General features: G+C 26.9%; 32 protein-coding genes. All 32 read right to left on the minus strand.

All coding sequences use genetic code 4. From position 1 onward, the window contains the following. The gene (gene pgsA / locus ACJA29_RS01845) at positions 1-606 is read right to left on the minus strand and encodes a CDP-diacylglycerol--glycerol-3-phosphate 3-phosphatidyltransferase (protein ID WP_406602923.1); all 606 of its coding nucleotides are present in this window, start codon (positions 604-606) and stop codon (positions 1-3) included. Next, positions 590-1132, minus strand: coding sequence for an MHJ_0274 family protein (locus ACJA29_RS01850; protein ID WP_406602924.1), 543 nt, complete (start codon positions 1130-1132; stop codon positions 590-592). Before ACJA29_RS01850 ends, pgsA begins: the two co-directional genes overlap by 17 nt. Before the next feature lie 230 nt (positions 1133-1362). After that, positions 1363-1725: a 50S ribosomal protein L17 gene (rplQ, locus tag ACJA29_RS01855; protein ID WP_406602925.1), complete on the minus strand. Its 363-nt coding sequence runs from the start codon at positions 1723-1725 to the stop codon at positions 1363-1365. Then, positions 1725-2732 carry a DNA-directed RNA polymerase subunit alpha gene (locus tag ACJA29_RS01860; RefSeq protein WP_406602926.1) on the minus strand — a complete coding sequence of 336 codons (1008 nt, stop codon included), beginning with the start codon at positions 2730-2732 and terminating at the stop codon, positions 1725-1727. Before ACJA29_RS01860 ends, rplQ begins: the two co-directional genes overlap by 1 nt. Positions 2733-2738: 6 nt before the next feature. Further along, entirely contained in the window at positions 2739-3125 is a 387-nt protein-coding gene (gene rpsK / locus ACJA29_RS01865; protein ID WP_406602927.1) for a 30S ribosomal protein S11, read from the minus strand. A gap of 17 nt (positions 3126-3142) precedes the next feature. Further along, positions 3143-3508 carry a 30S ribosomal protein S13 gene (rpsM, locus tag ACJA29_RS01870; RefSeq protein ID WP_406602928.1) on the minus strand — a complete coding sequence of 122 codons (366 nt, stop codon included), beginning with the start codon at positions 3506-3508 and terminating at the stop codon, positions 3143-3145. Between the two features lie 2 nt (positions 3509-3510). After that, the gene (gene rpmJ, locus ACJA29_RS01875; RefSeq protein ID WP_406602929.1) at positions 3511-3624 is read right to left on the minus strand and encodes a 50S ribosomal protein L36; all 114 of its coding nucleotides are present in this window, start codon (positions 3622-3624) and stop codon (positions 3511-3513) included. 18 nt (positions 3625-3642) lie between these two features. After that, the gene (infA, locus tag ACJA29_RS01880; protein WP_406602930.1) at positions 3643-3858 is read right to left on the minus strand and encodes a translation initiation factor IF-1; all 216 of its coding nucleotides are present in this window, start codon (positions 3856-3858) and stop codon (positions 3643-3645) included. Between the two features lie 15 nt (positions 3859-3873). Beyond that, on the minus strand, positions 3874-4620 hold the full coding sequence (gene map, locus ACJA29_RS01885; RefSeq protein ID WP_406602931.1) for a type I methionyl aminopeptidase: 747 nt from the start codon (positions 4618-4620) through the stop codon (positions 3874-3876). Between the two features lie 28 nt (positions 4621-4648). Then, positions 4649-5290 (minus strand): adenylate kinase family protein, encoded by a 642-nt coding sequence (locus tag ACJA29_RS01890; RefSeq protein WP_406602932.1) that lies wholly within the window; start codon positions 5288-5290, stop codon positions 4649-4651. Between the two features lie 40 nt (positions 5291-5330). Then, on the minus strand, positions 5331-6638 hold the full coding sequence (secY, locus tag ACJA29_RS01895; protein WP_406602933.1) for a preprotein translocase subunit SecY: 1308 nt from the start codon (positions 6636-6638) through the stop codon (positions 5331-5333). Positions 6639-6775: 137 nt separating this feature from the next. Beyond that, positions 6776-7213 (minus strand): 50S ribosomal protein L15, encoded by a 438-nt coding sequence (gene rplO / locus ACJA29_RS01900; RefSeq protein WP_406602934.1) that lies wholly within the window; start codon positions 7211-7213, stop codon positions 6776-6778. Between the two features lie 15 nt (positions 7214-7228). Then, on the minus strand, positions 7229-7936 hold the full coding sequence (rpsE, locus tag ACJA29_RS01905; RefSeq protein WP_406602935.1) for a 30S ribosomal protein S5: 708 nt from the start codon (positions 7934-7936) through the stop codon (positions 7229-7231). After that, on the minus strand, positions 7936-8286 hold the full coding sequence (gene rplR, locus ACJA29_RS01910; RefSeq protein ID WP_406602936.1) for a 50S ribosomal protein L18: 351 nt from the start codon (positions 8284-8286) through the stop codon (positions 7936-7938). The genes rpsE and rplR overlap by 1 nt, the downstream gene beginning before the upstream one ends. A gap of 10 nt (positions 8287-8296) precedes the next feature. After that, entirely contained in the window at positions 8297-8836 is a 540-nt protein-coding gene (gene rplF / locus ACJA29_RS01915; RefSeq protein ID WP_406602937.1) for a 50S ribosomal protein L6, read from the minus strand. A gap of 14 nt (positions 8837-8850) precedes the next feature. After that, complete coding sequence (gene rpsH, locus ACJA29_RS01920) at positions 8851-9252, minus strand: 30S ribosomal protein S8 (RefSeq protein WP_406602938.1); 402 nt, start codon at positions 9250-9252, stop codon at positions 8851-8853. Between the two features lie 3 nt (positions 9253-9255). Then, positions 9256-9441: a type Z 30S ribosomal protein S14 gene (locus tag ACJA29_RS01925; RefSeq protein WP_406602939.1), complete on the minus strand. Its 186-nt coding sequence runs from the start codon at positions 9439-9441 to the stop codon at positions 9256-9258. A 16-nt stretch (positions 9442-9457) separates the two neighbouring features. Then, a complete protein-coding gene (gene rplE / locus ACJA29_RS01930) occupies positions 9458-10012 on the minus strand; it encodes a 50S ribosomal protein L5 (RefSeq protein ID WP_406602940.1) in 555 nt (184 codons plus the stop codon). A gap of 3 nt (positions 10013-10015) precedes the next feature. Beyond that, positions 10016-10333, minus strand: coding sequence for a 50S ribosomal protein L24 (gene rplX / locus ACJA29_RS01935; RefSeq protein ID WP_406602941.1), 318 nt, complete (start codon positions 10331-10333; stop codon positions 10016-10018). A gap of 15 nt (positions 10334-10348) precedes the next feature. Next, positions 10349-10717, minus strand: coding sequence for a 50S ribosomal protein L14 (rplN, locus tag ACJA29_RS01940; RefSeq protein WP_406602942.1), 369 nt, complete (start codon positions 10715-10717; stop codon positions 10349-10351). Continuing rightward, positions 10717-10992: a 30S ribosomal protein S17 gene (gene rpsQ, locus ACJA29_RS01945; RefSeq protein WP_406602943.1), complete on the minus strand. Its 276-nt coding sequence runs from the start codon at positions 10990-10992 to the stop codon at positions 10717-10719. The genes rplN and rpsQ overlap by 1 nt, the downstream gene beginning before the upstream one ends. Further along, a complete protein-coding gene (rpmC, locus tag ACJA29_RS01950) occupies positions 10992-11318 on the minus strand; it encodes a 50S ribosomal protein L29 (RefSeq protein ID WP_406602944.1) in 327 nt (108 codons plus the stop codon). Before rpmC ends, rpsQ begins: the two co-directional genes overlap by 1 nt. Next, the gene (rplP, locus tag ACJA29_RS01955; RefSeq protein WP_406602945.1) at positions 11318-11755 is read right to left on the minus strand and encodes a 50S ribosomal protein L16; all 438 of its coding nucleotides are present in this window, start codon (positions 11753-11755) and stop codon (positions 11318-11320) included. Before rplP ends, rpmC begins: the two co-directional genes overlap by 1 nt. Further along, on the minus strand, positions 11755-12402 hold the full coding sequence (gene rpsC / locus ACJA29_RS01960; RefSeq protein WP_406602946.1) for a 30S ribosomal protein S3: 648 nt from the start codon (positions 12400-12402) through the stop codon (positions 11755-11757). The genes rplP and rpsC overlap by 1 nt, the downstream gene beginning before the upstream one ends. 15 nt (positions 12403-12417) lie before the next feature. Further along, positions 12418-12783, minus strand: coding sequence for a 50S ribosomal protein L22 (gene rplV / locus ACJA29_RS01965; RefSeq protein ID WP_406602947.1), 366 nt, complete (start codon positions 12781-12783; stop codon positions 12418-12420). Between the two features lie 3 nt (positions 12784-12786). Then, positions 12787-13065, minus strand: coding sequence for a 30S ribosomal protein S19 (rpsS, locus tag ACJA29_RS01970; protein WP_406602948.1), 279 nt, complete (start codon positions 13063-13065; stop codon positions 12787-12789). Then, positions 13065-13913: a 50S ribosomal protein L2 gene (rplB, locus tag ACJA29_RS01975; RefSeq protein WP_406602949.1), complete on the minus strand. Its 849-nt coding sequence runs from the start codon at positions 13911-13913 to the stop codon at positions 13065-13067. Before rplB ends, rpsS begins: the two co-directional genes overlap by 1 nt. 59 nt (positions 13914-13972) lie before the next feature. After that, the gene (rplW, locus tag ACJA29_RS01980; RefSeq protein WP_406602950.1) at positions 13973-14461 is read right to left on the minus strand and encodes a 50S ribosomal protein L23; all 489 of its coding nucleotides are present in this window, start codon (positions 14459-14461) and stop codon (positions 13973-13975) included. After that, complete coding sequence (gene rplD, locus ACJA29_RS01985) at positions 14461-15177, minus strand: 50S ribosomal protein L4 (RefSeq protein WP_406602951.1); 717 nt, start codon at positions 15175-15177, stop codon at positions 14461-14463. The genes rplW and rplD overlap by 1 nt, the downstream gene beginning before the upstream one ends. Then, positions 15177-16046, minus strand: a complete 870-nt coding sequence (rplC, locus tag ACJA29_RS01990; protein ID WP_406602952.1) for a 50S ribosomal protein L3 — start codon at positions 16044-16046, stop codon at positions 15177-15179. Before rplC ends, rplD begins: the two co-directional genes overlap by 1 nt. A gap of 26 nt (positions 16047-16072) precedes the next feature. Beyond that, positions 16073-16381 carry a 30S ribosomal protein S10 gene (gene rpsJ / locus ACJA29_RS01995; RefSeq protein WP_406602971.1) on the minus strand — a complete coding sequence of 103 codons (309 nt, stop codon included), beginning with the start codon at positions 16379-16381 and terminating at the stop codon, positions 16073-16075. Positions 16382-16608: 227 nt separating this feature from the next. Then, positions 16609-20127, minus strand: coding sequence for a MucBP domain-containing protein (locus ACJA29_RS02000; protein WP_406602953.1), 3519 nt, complete (start codon positions 20125-20127; stop codon positions 16609-16611). Between the last annotated feature and the right edge of the window lie 202 nt (positions 20128-20329).

Consider the following 20329-nt stretch of genomic DNA (forward strand, 5'->3'; position numbering starts at 1 on the left):
TTATCCTTTCAAAAATGGTATTACTTGTTTGAAATATTGATATCCTGAATATATAGATAAAAATAATGCAATAATCATAGGGATGTTGATCATCAACAATTGTCATCAAACATTACTATCAACAATAGGAATTAAAAACAAAATAATTGGAATAGCAACAGATTGAAAAATTGTCTTTAATTTACCATAAATGCTTGCTTCAATTTTCAAATTGTTTTTTGCAAAAATATTTCTTGAACCATCTACAATTAAATCTCTGATGATCATGAAAATAACAATATAAATGTATGTATATTGAAAATATGACAAGAATATTAAAGTAATTGTAATAGTTATCTTATCAGCTAAAGGATCAAATAATTTACCAAAAACTGTAATTTGATTATTTTTTCTAGCAAAGTGTCCATCTAGAAAATCTGTAATCATAGAAATAATAAAAATGATTCCTATTGTGTATAAAAAATATTGGCTAGGTGTTTGTAAATTAACATTTTTAAATTCACCATTTTCAAAAGTTATCACATATCATGTAAATATTGAAAAAAGAATAATAATAGGAACTATTAAAATCATTCTTGCAATTGTTAATTTATTTGGTAGATTCATTTTTTTCCTCTAAATAATGTTGAAAATAATCATTGATAATTTTTTGAGAATCGGCTTTTATTATTTCAAAATTTTCATCATTTCTTAATTCATCATGAAATTTTTTAAAATAATGTATTGCATTTGAACAATATTTATTTCATAAATTAGATTTAGTATCAATTAAATTTTTCATATTTTGACTATACAAAGGATCAGCATCATCTGAATCAATATATAAAACTTTAAAAGATTTTGAATCATAAATATCCTTTAAAAAACTTCTAGAAGCTAAATTTACATTTCTCATTTTAATTTTAGAAATACCTGGAATTACTTTATTAACATATTCATTATTAATTTCTATTAAAGTGTAGATTCTTATTGCTAATTCTTTAGAGGTTTTTGATGTGGCTCTTCTTAGTTCAATTCTTTTTTTCATTATCTTATTTTTCTTTCATTTATCATTCAAAAAAGTGAATAACAAAAAACCCACAATTGCTGCAAATAATAAACCAAAAATTATTCAAGTAGCTGTACTATTCATATTTATCTATTTTATAGAAAAATTAATAAAAAGCACTTAAAAACATTATTACATAATTAAATGAATGTTTTTAATTTAATTATGTAATAGCAAAATAAAATAATTAAAGTATATCAATTAATATTATTTTAATAATATCCATCAACACTAGAAACACTAGAATAAAAAAAATCACAGCATTATTGTTGTGATTTAATTTTAATTAGTTATATTTATAAATTAATAATTAATTATACAAGTTCTAAGATTGCCATCTTAGTTGAATCACCTTGACGAGAAGGTAATTTAATTATTCTAGTATAACCGCCTTGACGATCTTTGTATTTAGGGGCAATTGTATCAAATAAATATTTATCAATTGATACATTATCTTTTGTAAAAACAGGTCTTAAAAATGCACATACTTCTCTTCTTGAAGCTAAAGTTCCTTTTTTACCTTTTGTGATCATTTTTTCTACAAATCTTCTCACTTCTTTTGCTCTTACTTCAGTTGTTGTAATTCTCCCATATAAAAGAACATCTGTAGTTAAAGAACGGATTACACCTTTTCTTCAAGAAGCATTTCTTCTAAATAATTGATGAGGATTAGCCATTATTCATCATCTCCTTTATCAATAATAATACCTATTTTTGCAAGTTCATCAATGATCTCTTTAATTGATTTTTCACCAATTGAGTTGATGTTTTTTAAATCGGAATAAGTTAATTCTCTCAATTCGCTAACTTTGGTAATATTTGCTCTTCTTAATCCATTAGTTGAACGAACTGTTAAATCTAAATCTTCAATTGTCATTGAAGAATATTTGTCTTCAATTTTTCTTGTGTGTTCATGTGAAAACATTGAATCAATTTCTTCTTGACTTAAATCAATATTTCCAATGATGTTTAAATGAGCTGTTAATACTTTAGCTGCTTGAGATAAAGCTTCTTTAGCTTCAATAGTTCCATTAGTTTCAATTTCTAATTCTAATTTTTCTTGAATGTGGTATGAAGATGAATTTAATTCTTCAACATAATATGCCACTCTTCTAATAGGAGAAAAATTTGAATCACAAGCTAATAATTCACCTTTTAATTTTGAAGAAATATTAGCTTTATTTTCATTAATAAATAATTTGTTTTTTTCTTCATCTGAATATCCATAATCTGCTCTAATAAATAAATCAAATTCTAAAGCATTTTTAGATGATAAAAATACAATAGGAACATTTAAATCTCCAACAATTTCAACACCCATAGGTAATTCTAAATCTTTATAAGTTACTTGACCTTCATTTGAAGATTTAAAAGAAACTTTTAAAATAGAATTATCTCCAAAAACTTCTTCATTATATTTAAAAGGTATTTTACATAATCTTGATATTAATGTTAAAACATCAACATCTGTATTTGCAATTGAAGAATATTGGTGAGTTACATTAGCAATTTTTATCGCAAATGGAGCAACCCCATAAATAGAAGATAATAAAACACGTCTTAGTGAATTACCAATTGTATTAGCCATCCCTCTTTCTAATGGTTGCACAACAAATGAATTATTATATTCATCAATTTTTTTGTATTTAATTTCACTATATTTTAATTTTGAAAATTTTGCCATATTTAATTATCTCCTTTTTTGTCTCTTTAATATTCTTTTCGGTGGTCTTGTTCCATTATGAGGAATTGGAGTTACATCTTCTACTGATTTAATAGCAATTCCAGATACTTCAATTTGTTTTTTAGCAGATTCTTTACCAGGACCAATTCCTTTTAATTTAACATCTACTTCTTTTAATCCAGATTTTTTAGCTTCTTCAGCAGCAGCTGCTGCTGCTAAACCTGCTGCATAAGGAGTTTTTTTCTTAGTTCCTTTATATCCAATAGCACCTGAAGATGATCAAGCAAATACATTTCCTTGTAAATCAGTAAAAGTAACAATAGTATTTTGGTGGGTTGAATGAATATGAGCAATTCCAGAAGTGACAATTCTTTTTTTATTCTTTTTAGCCATTATTTAACACTCCTTCTTTACTTTTTCTTACCTGCAATAGTATTTCTAGGACCTTTTCTAGTTCTAGCATTTGATTTAGTTGATTGTCCTCTTACTGGTAAACCTTTACGGTGTCTAATTCCACGATAGTTTTTAATTTCCATTAATCTTTTAATATTAATTCCTATCTCTCTTCTTAAATCACCTTCTGTCATATATTTAGCAGCTTCTTTTCTTATTGCAGATAATTGATCTTCTGATAAATTAACAACTTTAATATTTTCATCAACTCCAGCATCTTTTAATATTTTTGAAGATAAGCTTTTTCCAATACCATAAATGTATGTTAAAGAAATAACTACACGTTTATTATTTGGAATTTCAATATTTAATATCCTTGCCATAATTAACCTTGTCTTTGCTTGTGTTTTGGATTAACACAAATAGCTCTAACAATTCCTTTCCTTTTTATTATTTTGCAATCTTTACACATTGTTTTGACTGAAGCTCTTACTTTCATGTTTTGACCTCCTTTATTTTATTTATGTCTAAAAACTATGCGACCTTGTGATAAATCATATGGAGATATTTCAACATCCACAATATCACCTGGTAAAATTCTTATTGAATGTAAATTTATTTTTCCACTAACTGTTGCTTTAATAGTCATTTTGTTTTCTAATTCAACTTGATACTCTCTTGTTGAAAAAGATTTAACAACTTTTCCAACCATTTTTATTGCGTCTTTAGCCATTAATTTTAATTATTATTAGTTCTCTGTAAGAACAATTCCTTTCCCATTTTTTATTAGAACTGTTTGCTCATAATGAGAAGATTTTTTATTAGATTGAGCAACTACAGTTCATCCATCTTTTAAAATTCTAATTTTTTTAGAATCTTGTAAAATCATAGGTTCAATGCAAATTGTCATTCCATCTTGGATTTTAGGACCACTACCTTTTTTTCCTTCATTAAAAACATAAGGATCTTCATGTAATGATCTTCCAATACCATGTCCACAAAATTCTTTTGGTGTATAATAACCTTCTTTTGCAATATATTCTCCAATTGCATAAGAAATATCTCCAATAGTAGCATTAGGTTTAATTGCTTTTAAACCTGCTTCAAAAGCTTTTTGAGCAACTTCAATTAGTTTGTCATTTTCTTCATTTGATGAACCAACTGAAATTGTAAATGCACTATCAGAATGATATCCTTCATAAATTAAACCAACATCGATTGACAATAAATCTTGATCTTTTAAAATTCTTGATGAAGGAATACCATGAATCAATTCTTCATTAACAGAAGCACAAATAGTTCCTTGAAAACCATGATAACCTAAAAAAGATGGTTTTGCTCCTGCTTTAATAATTTCATTATAAGCAATTGAATCTAAATCTTTTAATGAAATCCCTGGTCTTACAGCATCTTTTAAAACTTTCTTTACACTAGCCAGGATTTTGCATGATTTTGTAATTAATTCAATTTCTTTTTGAGACTTAATATAAATCATTTTATTTTAATATAAACCTATAATATTTTTATAATATTATATCTAATATTTTATCAATAGTTTCATTTATATTATCATGCTGAGTAATAGTTAATAATTTATTTTTTCTTCGATAAAAGTCAATAACAGGAGCTGTTTCTTTTTCATAAATATCTAAACGTTTTTTAACAGCTTCTGGTTGATCATCAACTCTTTGAATTAATAACTCACCATCATTTTCACAATAAGGATGCTTTTTAGATTTAAAAGATGCTAAATTATAACTTTTTTTACATACTTTACAAAAGTATCTTTGACTTAAACGATCAATCACAACTTGTTTTTCTACATCTAAATAAACTACAATATAATCTTCAAAATTTAATTGATCTAAAAACATTGCTTGTTGAACTGTTCTTGGAAATCCATCTAAAATAAATTTTTGATTATTTGCTTGCATTTGGATTATTTTATTTTCTACAATTTTATTTGTAATATCATCCGGTACATATGATCCTGATTCTACAATTGCTTTCACTTTTAAACCAAGTTCTGTTTTATTATTAATTTCTTCACGAAAAATATCACCAGTAGAAATCTGAATAATATTAGCTTTTGTTTCTAATATTGAACTTATTGTTCCTTTTCCGCTTCCGGGCATTCCTAAGAAAATAATATTTGTTCTCGCCATAACATTCCTTTACAAAATTAATTTATTATCTTAAATTCATTTATCATAAAATTGAACTTTGATCTTCAGAATCAACTAAATTCTCAGCTCCCTTCATTTTTTTAATAGTCTTAGTTTTAAATAAATTTAAAGCTTTTCTTCTTGCTACAATTTGTTGAATTGTTTCAATTGAAACGGAGATTACAATCATAATTGATGTACCACTAATTACAACAGATTCTGGAGCACCTGCAATAATTGCAATATATTGTGAAGAACCTAATATAGTTAAGTAAATAGCTGAAAATATTGATAACCTAATTACAACTGAGAATAAATAATCTTCTGTTTGTTCACCAGGTGTAATTCCTGGAATAAAAGTAGATGATTTATTAAAATCTTCAACAATTTTATCAATTTTAGATTGTTGAATTGATAAGAAGATTGTTAATAAAAATGTTGCTGAAGCATATAAAGTTAAACCAATAGGTTGCTTCAATTGAAAATTGTCGTTCATTCATCTTGTAACTTCAGAAGGATAAAATTGATTTACTAAATTAACAATCAACATGGGGAATGTAATTAACATAGAAGCAAAAATAACTGGCATAATTCCTGAAGCATTTACTTTAATTGGTAAATATGACAAGTCTTTAATATTTTTTGAACGACCAACACCTGTATGTTGAATTGGTACTCTTCTTTCTGCTTGATATACAAAAGAAATGATTAGTGATAATAAAATAAATAATAATGTAAATCCAATTAAATAAACGATTCCTCTAAATAATAATTCTCCTATTTTAGATTGAACTCATAAACTTCATGCCGAAGTAAATAAAGTAGGAATAGTAATAATTGAACCTGCCAAAATTAACATTGATGATCCATTACCTACTCCTTTATTTGTAATTTGTTCTGCTAAGAAAATTGAAAAGAATGTTCCGGCAGTTAAAATGAAAGGTAAGACAATTCAAATAAAGAATGTATTATTAAACTCTCCAACAACACTAATATAACTTGATTGACCTGTTGAAGAATTACTTAAAGATTGGATAATAACAATTGCTTGAACAATTGAAAACACAAATGTTAAAGCATATGTAATATAGTTAATTTTCATTCTTCCAGCAGGACCTGATTGATATAAATGATAAATTGGTGGAAATAACTTTGTTTGAGCAAAAGTCATCACCAATGAAGCAGTAATATAGGGGCTAATACCTAATGAAACAAGAGAAAATTGTCTTAATCCTCCCCCTCCAATTGTGTTCATAATACCTAAAAATGAAGTATTATCAAATCCACTTGAATTGGAAATGGTAATTCCTGGTAAAGTTATCGTTCCAATTAAAATAAAAATAATCATGATCATTAAAGTAAAAAGAATTCTTTTTAATAAATCTTTTTCTTTAAGTTTTAAAATGACATTTTTATTGAAAAATAAAAATATTTTTGAGAAAAAAAATGATATATTTGATCAGGTTTTTTTAAAAAAACCCACTTTTAAATTACCTCTACTTTTCCGCCGGCTTGTTCTACCATTTTAATCGCATTTTGGCTTGCAGCATTTACTTTAATAGTAAATTTTTTAGTTAATTTTCCATTAGCTAATAATTTTATAGGTAAATTTTTGTTACGAGCTAATTTTGATTGATATAAAGCCTCAAAATCAATAACAGCATTTGCATCAAATTTTGCTTCTAAAGAAGATAAAGAAACAATTTGATATTCAATATGATTTACATTTTTAAATCCTCTTTTAGGCAATCTTCTAAATCAAGGAGTTTGTCCCCCTTCAAATCCTGGACGGTGTCCATGACGTTTATTTTGTCCTGATTGTCCTTTTCCTGCTTGCTTACCTTTACCAGCAGCATGCCCTCTACCTACACGGTGTTTTTCTTTTCTTGCCCCAGGATTTGATGATAAACTATGTAATTTCATATAATCTCCTTTTTGCTATTTTTTAAGAATATGTTCAACAGGAACATCTCTTAATGATGCTAATTTTTCTACTGTTCTTAATTTTTTTAGAGCACTTATTGCTACTTTAGCAGCATTTTGTTTTGTTCTTGATCCATAAGATTTAGTATAAATATCTGTATATCCTGCTAATTCAACAACAATTCTTATTGTACCAGATGCTACTATACCTTTCCCTTTTGGAGCAGGTTTTAAAATTACTTGACTAGCTGAATATTTTGATTTAACTTCATGAGGGATTGTTGATTTATTAACAATAGGTACTTCAATTAAATTATTTTTTGCATTTTTATATGCTTTTTTAATTGCATCAGGTACTTCATTTGCTTTTCCATGACCTAATCCAACCTTTCCCTTTTTATTACCAATTGCAACAACAGCTGAAAACGAAAATCTTCTTCCACCTTTAACAACTGTTGTAACACGAGCTACGTCAATAATTTTATCTTCAAATTCTGATGTTCTTTTTTCAACTTTAGCTCTTGGTTTTGCTTTTTTAGTTTTGCTAAATTCTGTATTGTTCTTAGCAAAATGTTCTTTTGAAGATTTATCATTTGCTTTATTGCTTTTTCCAACAACTTCTTTAGTTTCTTGAGATTCAACATTTGAACTAGCTGTTGAATCAATTTGTTGTTGATCTTCTTGAGATACATTTAATTTCTCATCTTGATTAAAAAATGTCATTAGAACTTCACCCCTTCTGCTCTAACAGCTTCTGCAAAACTTTTTACTTTTCCATGATAAATGTATCCTGAACGATCAAAAACAATTTCTTTTATATTTAAATTTTTAATTTTTTTACCCATTTCATGTCCTAATTTTTCTGCTGCTTTAACATTACCACTATACTCTTTATCATTAATTGTTGAAGCACTTACTAAAGTAACTCCTTTAGTATCATCAATTAATTGAGCATAAAAGTTTTGATGAGATTTATAAATAGAAAGTCTTGGAACACTACTTGTTCCACTAATTTTTTGTCTAATTTTTAGATGTTTTTTCATTCTTGCTTTATTTCTTGAATTTACTTTCATAATTTAGTCTCTATTTAGACGCAGCCTTTCCTTCTTTTCTTCTAATTATCTCATCATCATACATAATACCTTTACCAGAATATACATTAGGTTTTCTTACTTTTCTAATAATAGCTGCAAATTCTCCAACTTGCTGCTTATCAATTCCAGTTACTACAATTTCTGTTGGTTTAGCAATTTCTAATTTGATTCCAGCAGGAATTGCAATTTTGTGAGAATGTGAATATCCTGCATGAATTTCAATTTGATTTCCTACCAAAGCAGCTTTATAACCAACTCCTTTGATTAATAGTTTTTTTGAAAAACCTTCGCTAACACCTTTGATCATACCAGCTAATAATGAATTAGTTGTTCCATGTAATTGTTTTGTATGTTTTTCTTCATTTGCTCTTATAGTAGTTAATTTATCATTTTCAACATTAATTGATATTAATGTAGAAAATTGTTTTTTTAATTCTCCTTTTGGACCTTTAATGGTAATTAAATTTTGATTATTTTCTAAAGTTACTCCAGAAGGTATAGTAAGAATACGATTTCCAACTCTTGACATTAATACCTCCTATCTTATCAAACGTAGGCAATTACTTCACCACCTACATTTTCCTTTCTTGCTTCTTTATCTGTTAATAATCCTTTTGATGTTGAGATAATTGCAATCCCAAATCCTGATTGAACACGTGGAACTTCTTCTACAGGAACATAAACTCTTAATCCAGGTTTTGATATTCTTTTAATATCTGTAATTACTCTTTCATTTCCTTTGTATTTTAAAGTTACTACAATTTCTTTTTTGTTGTTATTTAAATCTACTTCTTCAAATTTAGTAATATATCCTTCGTTTTTAATAATAGATAAAAGTTTCATTTTTAATTTTGAATGAGGCATTGAAACAGTTGGGTGTTTTCTAGCATTTGCATTTTTGATACGAACAATCATATCTGAAATTGGATCATTTATAAATGCCATAAATTATCAACTCGCTTTCTTCACACCAGGAATTTTTCCTTCGTGAGCTAATTTTCTAAAACAAATCCTACAAATTTCAAATTTTCTTAATACCGCATGTGGACGACCACATAATTGACATCTTGTGTATTTTCTACTAGAAAATTTTGGATGTTTTTCTGCTTTAACTTTTAATGATTTTTTTGCCATATTTTTCCTTTATCTATTATTTTTGTTGTACCTTTGCAAAAGGCATTCCTAATAGTTTTAATAACTCAAAAGCTTCTTCATCTGTTTTTGCTGTTGTAACAATAATTACATCAAGACCTTTAATTCTTCTAATTTTATCAAATGATATTTCTGGGAAAATAATTTGTTCTTTAACTCCTAAAGCATAATTTCCCCGCCCATCAAATGCTTTTGGATTTACTCCCCTAAAATCACGAATCCTTGGAATAGAAATGTTAATTAATTCATATAAGAAGGTTCACATTCTTTCTCTTCTCATAGTTACTTTTCCACCCATTGCCATTCCTTCACGAAGTTTGAATGAAGCATTAGATTTTTTAGCAATTACTGTTAATGGTTTTTGACCAGTAATTAAAGTCAATTCATTAATTACTTCTTCAATTGCTTTAGAATTAGATACTTCTTTTCCTGCAGTCATATTAATAATAATTTTTTCAACTTTAGGCACTTGCATAATTGAAGTGTAATTAAATTTTTTAATTAAAGCAGGAACAATTTCTTGATCATATTTAATCTCTAATGATGATTTCATAGATTAGATTTCCTTTCCTGTTTTTTTATCAATTCTAATTTTTTTATCTTTTTCAAATTTATATCCAATTTTAGAAGCAACTGGTGATCCTTTTTTAGATTCTTTTGATTTTAAAGCAACATTAGAAATATGAATTGATGCCTCTTTAGTTTCAATAGAACCTTCTGTATTTTGTTGAGATGGTTTTCTATGTCTTACTACTTTATTAATATCTTTTACAAAAACACGATTATTTTTTTTATCAATTTTAGTAATAAAACCTGTTTTACCCTTTTCTGATCCTGAGATAATTACTACTTCATCATTTTTTTTCAATTTCATAATTTTCTCCTTCTCTTAAATAACTTCTGGGGCAAGAGAAACTATTTTTAAATATCCTTTTTCTCTTAATTCACGAGCTACTGGACCAAATACCCGTGTCCCTCTTGGTGTACCATCTTCTTTAATAATAATTACTGCATTATCATCAAATTTAATATGAGATCCATCTTTTCTTTTGATACCATATTTTGATCTTACAATAACAGCTTTTACTACTTGACCTTCTTTTACCATTCCATTTGGTAAAGCTTTTTTAATAGAACATACAACAATATCACCTATATTAGAAGTTTTTTTAACAGAACCCCCAATATTTCTAATTAATCCAACTTCTTTTGCTCCTGAATTATCAGCAACTACTAATCTAGATTGTTCTAAAACCATTAATTACCTTCTTTCGCATGTTCTTTAATTTGTTCTAAACGGAATGTTTTTGTTTTTGAATAAGGACGAGTAGATGTAATTTTTACAATATCACCAACTTTAGCTAATTCTTTTTCATCATGGGCAGCAAATTTTTTAGTTTTTCTAAAACGTTTCCCATACAAAGGATGTTTGATGTAGATATCAACAGCAACAATAATGGTTTTAGTATTTTTTGTAGAAACAACTCTTCCGCTTAATGATTTTCTGTTATTAACTCTTACTTGTTGTTCCATTATTTAACCTCTTTTTGTTCCTTTTTATTAGTTGTTGCTTTTTTTGTTGATGTTGCTTTTTTAGTGCTAGTTGTTTTTTTAGTTGAAGTTGATGCTGTTTTTACAACTTTTTCTTTTACATTATTAGATGATGTTTGTTTAATTTCTTGTTGTCTTATAGCAGTTAAAACTCTTGCAATATCACGACGTACTAATTTAATTTTATGAGTTTGATCTTGTTGTTGAGTTTTGTTTTTTCAACCTAAAGTAAATGATTCAGCTTTTAAATCATTTAATAAATCATTTAATTCATTAATTGATTTATTTTCAATATCTTTAAATTTCATTATTTACCGCCACTTTCTGCCAAAGATTCTTCTTTTGATAGAATTTTTACTTTAACTGGTAATTTGTGTCCACCAAGTCTTAATGCTTCTTTTGCAATTTCTTCGCTAACACCTTTTACTTCAAACATCATAGTATTTTCTTTAACAACAGCCACTCATTTTTCAGGATTACCTTTTCCTTTTCCCATCCTTACTCCAATTGGTTTTGATGTTAAAGATAAATGTGGGAAAATTCTAATAATAACTTTTCCTTCTCTTCCCATTCTTCTTGTAATAGCAATCCTTGCAGCTTCAATTTGTCTCGCACTTACTCAAGCAGAAGATTTTGCTTGTAATCCAAATTCACCAAATGAAACTTTATTTCCTTTATATGCTTTTTGTTTATCATGGTATATTTTGAAGGTTTTACGATGTTTAGTTCTTTTTGGTTGTAACATTATTTACCTTCTTTCACATCACCAAGTGATAATCAAACTTTTACACCAATAGCACCATATGTTGTTCTTGCAGTAGCTGTTGCATAATCAACATTTTGTCTTAAAGTATGAAGTTTCATTTCACCTTCTGAATATCCTTCAGATCTTGCCATATCAACACCATTTAAACGACCACTAACTTTAGTTTTAATACCAACAGCTCCTGCTTTCATAGCATCACGAATTGCTTGCTTTTGAGCATTTCTAAATGAACCTCTATTTTCTAATTTAATAGCAATTTCTTCTGCTAACAATTTTGCACTTAAAGCTGGTTTTTCAATTGCAACTACTTCAATTGTTAAATCTAATTTTTTGTTTCTTGTGAATTTTTGGATGTCTTTAACTAATTTTTTAACATTAGCTCCTTCTTGACCTAAAACTGCTCCAGGTTTTGCTGTATGAATATAAAGAATCACTTTTCCATCTTGGAATCTTTTAATCTTCATATTTCCAATCTCATATTCTCTTGTAAATTGCTCAAGATATTGGTAAATTTTTTGGTCTTCTAAAAGTAATTTAGCAAAATTCTTTTTATCTGCATATCAAATTGTGTTATGCTCTTTTGTAATTCCATAACGGAATCCATTTGGATTAACTTTTTGTCCCATTGATTTACCTCCTAATTATTTTTGATTACTTTTTTCTTGAGAATTTAATTCTTCTAATTTAATGATCATATGAGATGTTCTTTTGAAAATTGAATAAGCTCTTCCTTGAGACCTTGGTTGAAATCTTTTCAATGTAGGTCCTTCATTAATTAATACTTCTGATAAATATAATTTATCTACATTCATTCCATTGTTATTAATTGCATTTGCAATGGCTGATTGTAATAATTTTAATAATAGACGAGCTGCTTTTTTATTAGAATTTTTTAAAATAGATAGGGCTTCTTTTGATGTTTTATATCTAATTAAATCAGCAACTAGACGAGCTTTTTGAGCTGAAATTCTTTGTAATTTTAATTGTGCAATAGCTTGTGTTTTCATAAATTATTTTTTCTTTCCTTTATCAGCCCCGTGACCTGTATAAGTCCTTGTTGGAGAAAATTCTCCTAATTTATGTCCTACCATATCATCTGTTACATAAACATCAATAAATTTTCTACCATTATGAACTTGAAATGTTAAGCCTACAAATTCTGGAAAAATTGTTGAACGTCTCGATCAAGTTTTAATAGGTTTTTTAGGAGCTTTTTTTGTATTAATAGCTTCTACTTTTTTTAATAAATGGTCATCTGCAAATGGACCTTTTTTAAGCGATCTTCCCATTATTTTTCAGCTCCTTTCCGTCTTCTAATGATTAATTTATTTGATGATTTCTTAGTATCTCTTGTTTTAACACCAAGAGCTTTTTTACCTCAAAGGGTCATTGGACTTTTTCTACCAATAGGTTGTTTCCCTTCCCCTCCCCCATGTGGGTGGTCAATTGGATTCATAACAGATCCTCTAACAGTTGGTCTAATTCCTTTATGACGATTTCTACCAGCTTTACCAATATTAATTAATGAATGTTCTTCATTACCAACAACACCAATTGTTGCTCTGGCTTTTGGTAAGAATTTTCTTACTTCTCCAGATTTCAATCTAACAATAACATATTTTTTAGATTCATCCATTCCTAGAATTTGAGCTGATGATGCAGCTGAACGTGCTAATTTTGCTCCTGCTCCTGGTTGAATTTCTAAATTATGAATAAATGTACCTTCTGGAATATTTTCAAGTGGTAATGTATTTCCTACTTTAATATCAACATTTGAACCTGATACAATAGTATCACCTACTTGTAATCCTTTAGGATGGATAATGTATCTCTTTTCTCCGTCTTGATAAACAACTAAAGAAATGTTTGCTGAACGATTTGGATCATATTCAATAGAAGCTATTCTTCCAATGATTCCATCTTTGTTTCTTTTGAAATCAATAATACGATATTTTCTTTTAGCTCTTGAACCTTTATGTCTAGTAGTTATTTTACCTTGATTATTTCTACCTGATTGTGGTTGTAAAATAGTCAATAAAGATTTTTCTGGTTCATGACCACTAAGATTTTTATTATAATCTAATACTGTCATGTTACGACGACCATTAGTTGTTGGCTTTAAATATTTAATTGCCATATCTCTTACTCCTTTGCTTAAAAATATTTTTTAATTTTTTCTTCTAAGCTTTTTAATTATTATTTGCTTTCTTTTGTTTTTTCTTTATTGACTGATTCTTTTTTATCTTCTACTTCTTTTGTTTTTGTTGAAGTTGATTTTTTAGCTTTACTTTCAGCAGCTTTTTTAATTTTTTCTGCTGCTTTTTTCTCAGCTTCACTAATTTCTTTTACTTTTGCCTTAATTTGATCATTATTTGATTCTTTTAATGTTTCATCTTGAGCTATTCCTTCATCTGGAAGTATTTGAATTGAACCTTCAGCTAATTTAATAATTGCTTTTTTATACCCTGCAACAAATCCATTGAATCTACCAACACGTTTTGGTTTTCTTGGAACATTAAATGTATTAATTGATTCAACTTTTACTTCAAAAATAAATTCAACTGCTTTTTTAATTTCAAATTTTGTTGCTTTACGATCAACTGCAAAAGTATAAACATTTGCTTGCATTTGTTGGTAAGTTTTTTCAGTTAAAATTGGATATTTAATAATGTGTGTTAATTCCATTATTTAGCCATCCCTTCTAATTTTTTGACATCTTCTGATGTTAATATTAATGCATCAGTTCATAACAATGCTTCTACAGTTAATGAAGATAATTTTATTGCTGCAACATTTGGAATATTGTTAGCAGATAAGTAAATGTTTTTATCTGAAGTTACAATTACAATTCTTTTTCTACCTTCAAGATTTAAATTTTTAATTTGTTTTAATAGCTCTTTTGTTTTTGGTTCTTTCATTTTGATAGAATCATCAACTAAAACAGAACCTTCTTTAGCCAATAATGATAAAGCTGAAAAGAATGCTAATTTTCTTAATTTTTTGTTTACTTTTAAACAATAATTTCTTTCAGGTTTTGGACCAAAAGCTCTACCTCCACCTACAAATTGAGGTGATCTTAAAGAACCTTGTCTTGCTCTACCTGTTCCTTTTTGTTTTCAAGGTTTTTTTCCTGTTCCAGACACTTCAGCTCTAGATTTAACACGATGTGTTCCTTGACGTCTTGATGCTCTTTCCATCATTACAGTATCAAACATAGCTTGATTATTAATCTTTGCTTCAAAAACATTTTTAGGTAATTTAACACTGTTATTTAAAGGTTTTAATTCAGGAGTTTTTAATGCTTTTTTAGGTTTATCAACAACTTTTTTAGCTTTAGTTGTACTTGTTTTAGTATTTACTTTTTTAGCAGTTGTACTTTTTTTAGCAGTTGTACTTGGCATTATTTATCTCCTTCCTTTTGTTTGTTTTCTTCTTTATGATGATTATTTTCTTGTGCTTCTTCAGCCTTAGCTAACTCTTCTTGAGCTTTTTGTGCTTGAGCTGTTTCAACAATTTCTTTCATTTCAGCTACTGACATATCTGCATTGATTTCGGCACCAACTTTTTTAGATTCTTCCAATAATTCATTTTTTTCAATTTCAGTTTTGAAGTTTACTAATTTGATTTCTTCTTTATTTGGAAGTTGTTTTACAGATTGTTTAATAATCACAAAAGACTTGTTAGGACCTGGTATAGAACCTTTAACTAGAATATAATGATCTCTTTCATTAACATCAACAATTACTAAGTTTTGTACAGTTCTTTGAACATTACCCAAATGTCCTGGCATTGTCATACCTTTAAATACTTTATTACCCGAAATATCTCCAAGTGATCCTGTTTGACGAACTGGTTGAGATCCTCCACCTCCACCATGAGATTTAGGACCAATATGTTGGTTTCATCTTTTAATTGTTCCAGCAAAACCTTTACCTTTTGAAATCCCTGTAACATCAACTAATTCACCTGATTTGAATATTGAAGGTTTAATTTCATCTCCTAATTTATAACCTTCCATGTCACGAATTTCTTTAACGAAGCGCTTAGGAGTTGTATTAGCTTTTTTAAAATGATTTATTAAAGCTTTAGAAGAATGTTTTTCTTTTTTCTCACTAGTTGCTAGTTGTAAAGCTGTATAACCATTTTTCTCTTTAGTTAGAACTTTTGTTACTATATTTTTTTCAATTTGAATAATAGTAACTGGAATTGAATATCCATGATCTGAATAAATCTGAGTCATTCCAACTTTTTTACCTAAGATTCCTTTCATAATTTTCCACCTTTTTTATTTTTTAATTACTTTTTAATTGCTATCGAAATATTTACACCAGCTGGTAATTCTAATCTTGATAATTTATCTAGAATATCTTTTGAAGAATTATTTAAAACAATTAATCTTTTATGAGTTCTTCTTTCGAATTGCTCTCTTGATTTTTTGTTAATATGTACAGATCTTAATATTGTAAATTCTTCATATTTTGTAGGTAGTGGAATAGGTCCACTATATTTTGCACCAACTGCTTTAATAGCACTAACAATTTTCATCGCTGCTTGATCCACTAACGGAGCTTCAAAAGCAGATAATTTAATGTTTACTTTTTCCATATTTTTATATTTAGTTGTCTCCTTTTGTTCTTTTTGAACTAACTCCACATAAATGCATGATACACGATAGACAACTATTCTCCGTGTATCAAGAACCTCATGCTTCAAAGTTATAGTTTCATTTCAATTATAGCAAACAATTTAAATATATTTAAAAATATATTTTTAAAATTTAAACTATTATTTCAAGTGTTGTTTAATTGATATTCTTACAATATTATTGCCAACTAATGTTTTCTTTTTTTCTTTTTATAAATAATAGTTCCTGCAGCTCCAGCAGCTATTGCTCCAGCTGGTGCTAAAGTAGAAGCTAAAATAACTGTAGTTAAATTATTTGAGCTACCAGTATTATTATTGTTTGATATATCAGATGGTTCATAATTTAAAACAAATGGATTAGAACTTTGATATTCATTAGTATTTTTATCTTTGATTTGAATAATCAAGCTTAATTGATTTTGAGATAAAGAATTAACAATGAATTGATAATCAAATTTATTATCATTGCCACTTCAATCATTTAGATATTGAGTAATACTACTTGGATCATTTAAAATTCCATTTATTTCTTCTTGACTAAATTTTTGTTTATTTAAACTTAAATTATCAATTCTATTTTTTTCTTCTTTTAATGCTTGATTTATATTTGTAGATATTTGATAATCTAAACTAAACTGTTTTGATACTTGAGAAATGGATGGATTACTTATTAAAGTAACTTTAATATTAAAAGTAAATTTATTATTCGCTTTAACAAAACTAGTTATTTCATAGTTGTATTTACTTGAATTTGAAGTAACTAAATTTCAACTAGATAAATTATCTGCAAAATTAGATGCATTAATTTGATCAATTTCTTGTTGAATAAAAGTATTGTTAACTAAATGTAAAGTTAAATTATTAATTCTATTAATTTCTTGTTGTAATAAATCTTGTTCAGTTTGTTCTGATTTGATTTGATAAGATAAAGTAAATAAATTAGATGTTTTAATTACATTTCCTTTTGATACTTTAATATTAAATTTAAATTGATTATTTGAATTATTAAAATCAATTATTTCATAAGCAAAACCTGGTGTTTCCACTCATTCATTAACATTTTCTAAAATGTTAGATTGATTAATATTATTAACTTCTTCTTGAGTTAAAATTGGATTTTTTAATGATAATGATAAAGAATTAATTCGATTAATTTCATTTTGCATTTCAACTTCAGCAGTCGGTGGAGTAGTAGATTCACCATTTCTTAATCAAACATATTTAGTAAAATCATTTGTTGTAACAAATTGTTGAGTTTCTTTATCACTAATTTTAATTTTAAATTGGTATCCTAACAATTGTTCACCACCAATTCCTGGATATAATTTGTTAAATTCCAAAACTTCATAATTAAATCTATCTTTATTTAAATTAAAATTATCAATATTACTCAATAAATTATTTTGATTAATTGATTCAAAATCGCTCATAAGTCCCTTTTCTTCCTCTAATTGATTAATTCATATATAGCGATAACTTTCTAATCTATTTTTTTCAGCTTCTAATTTATTAGGAGTCAAACTAGGATCTTGATTAGGATTAGGTTCAACAATAACATTTAATCTTAAAAGAGAATGATTTGAATCTTGAATATTCATATTATTTTTAAAATAAAAAACAACTAAATATTTTCCAGGAGTAGATGTGTCTACTGAATTATAAATAATAGCAGGATCATAGTCATAAAAAGAAAAATCAGAATTATAAATGTTTGTTAGATAATTTTTAAATAATTTGCTACGCAAAAATTTAGTAAAATCCTCACCTTGAACTAATTTGATATCTTTTGCAACCATATAAGTAGGTTTTTCTTGACTTACTCTATATACCAATTCTTCCTGATTATCTACAATTTGATTGTATGAATATGTCTTTTTTGGAGCTATTACTGAATTAACTCAATTACTATTTTCGTTATTTGAACCAACAAACTTCTCTAAATCATATAAAAAGAAATCAGATGATTTAGGAATAAATTCTTGCCCCTCATAAACTTTAACTATTTTTTCTTGAATTTGCTCATTATTTTCATTCAACAACTTTAACTTTAATGATTTAAATTGTAATGGATCATAATAATAATCAAATCTTAAATTTGATCCATTAATTTGATGTGAAGAATTAATTTTACTTTTTGTTTCATCTAAACGATAACCATTAAATAAAATTTTTTGTAATTCAAATTTTTCACCAGCTCTTTTGATTAGAATAGAAGGCTGAATGTTTGGTAAAGGTTTATTTGTTGTTTTATCCAAAAAATTAATAGTAACTGTATATAATTTTTTACCAAAATCATAACCACTACTTTCCATTCCTGACTGTTTTGGTCAAAATGCATTATAACGATCACGACTTGTAGCTAGAACTTCATTTGTATCTGTATCAATCACTTCACCAATGATAGTATTAACATTCTTATCTAAATTTGTTGCTGATTTTTTAGTAATTAATTTTAATTGCTTTATTTTGCCTGGTTGTATATTAAAAACATCAGATTCTTCAGAAAAACCATTATTTCCTTTAATAGTAACTTTTAATTTAACATTTCTTGGTTTTGTTGTCATGTTATCCACAACAGTTTGAAAATCTAAATGTTTATTATTTGCTCACGTAATATTATTTTCATATAATTCTAAATATTCTAAACGTTCAGCACTATATAAATTATCATTATAACTTGGCCGATCTTCGCTAGGTGTCAATTGAGGATCAGCAACATAAAAAAACTCATTTTGTGTAATTTCTACTCCTCTTTTAATTATTTGATGAATACAAACTTCACAAAAATCTTGACCTGGTTTTTTTGTTTCTGCCATACTACAACTACTAGAAGGAACTACTACTTGTCCTGGAATTTTAACTATACCAATCCCTCTAAAATTTAAGAATTCTTTTCATGGAATATTTTGTTCAGTTGGATTTGCTGATTCAAATCTATTTACTCCTTGTTGACTTATCATGCTAATATATCCATCATTATATTCATCAGATAAACCTCAAATTGAATGTCCCATTTCATGAATATGGACATCAGTAGGATCTTGAGTTGTAGCAGTGTAATGTTTTTCTGCATTTGCTCTCCCTGATGTACCATTTCTTATTAATCCTGAATAAGAAGGTGTAACAATTGCATTTTCTTCTAAAAAGTTGTGAGTAATATCATATGTTAATACATTCAATTTAATTCTACCTGCAGCAGACACAAGTAAACTAGTATTTGATGATGTATAAATTCCAAAAAAAGTATCAGTACTATTGCTAAGACTACTATTTTCCTTAAAATTAGGTTGAACTGAATAAGCATTAATTTTATCATTTAAAAAAGTTTGAAAAGGAACTTTAGTTCCACTTGTTAAAAAAGTAAGTTTATCATCACCAGGATATACCGCTGGATATTCCGTTGAAAGTCATGGTTTTACAATGTTTTTATAACAAAAATCTGCAAACAAATTTTTATCAGCATTTTTTGCATAATTATCACCAAAAAATATAACATTAATTGCATCAGCATCGCTTCTTACTTTTCTTAAAGTTTTTACTTCATACAAAGGATCAACTTTAGCTATAGGATAAATATTTTCATCTATATTTTTAGTAATATTTTTCAAAGATAAATAAATTTGATCTTTATTAGTAATTAATAATGGCAACAATGTTAAACTACCAATTGATGTAGCTATCAAAACCTTTTCTAACTTTTTAATCATAATAATGATTATTTTAACGCTTTATGTAATTAGAATTAATATAGTTTTTTTACATAAAAATCCTTCCCAAACACCAAAAAACAGGAAGAATATCAAAAATTTTAAATAGGTTATTTCATAGAAACACGTTTTTTTAATTACAAAGTATTTAACTAAAAGATTTTTTTGATGAATAAAATTGATCTTTATTAATAATTAATAA

The sequence above is a fragment of the Metamycoplasma sualvi genome (assembly GCF_045276925.1).
Taxonomy (GTDB): Bacteria; Bacillota_I; Bacilli_A; order Mycoplasmatales; family Metamycoplasmataceae; genus UBA710.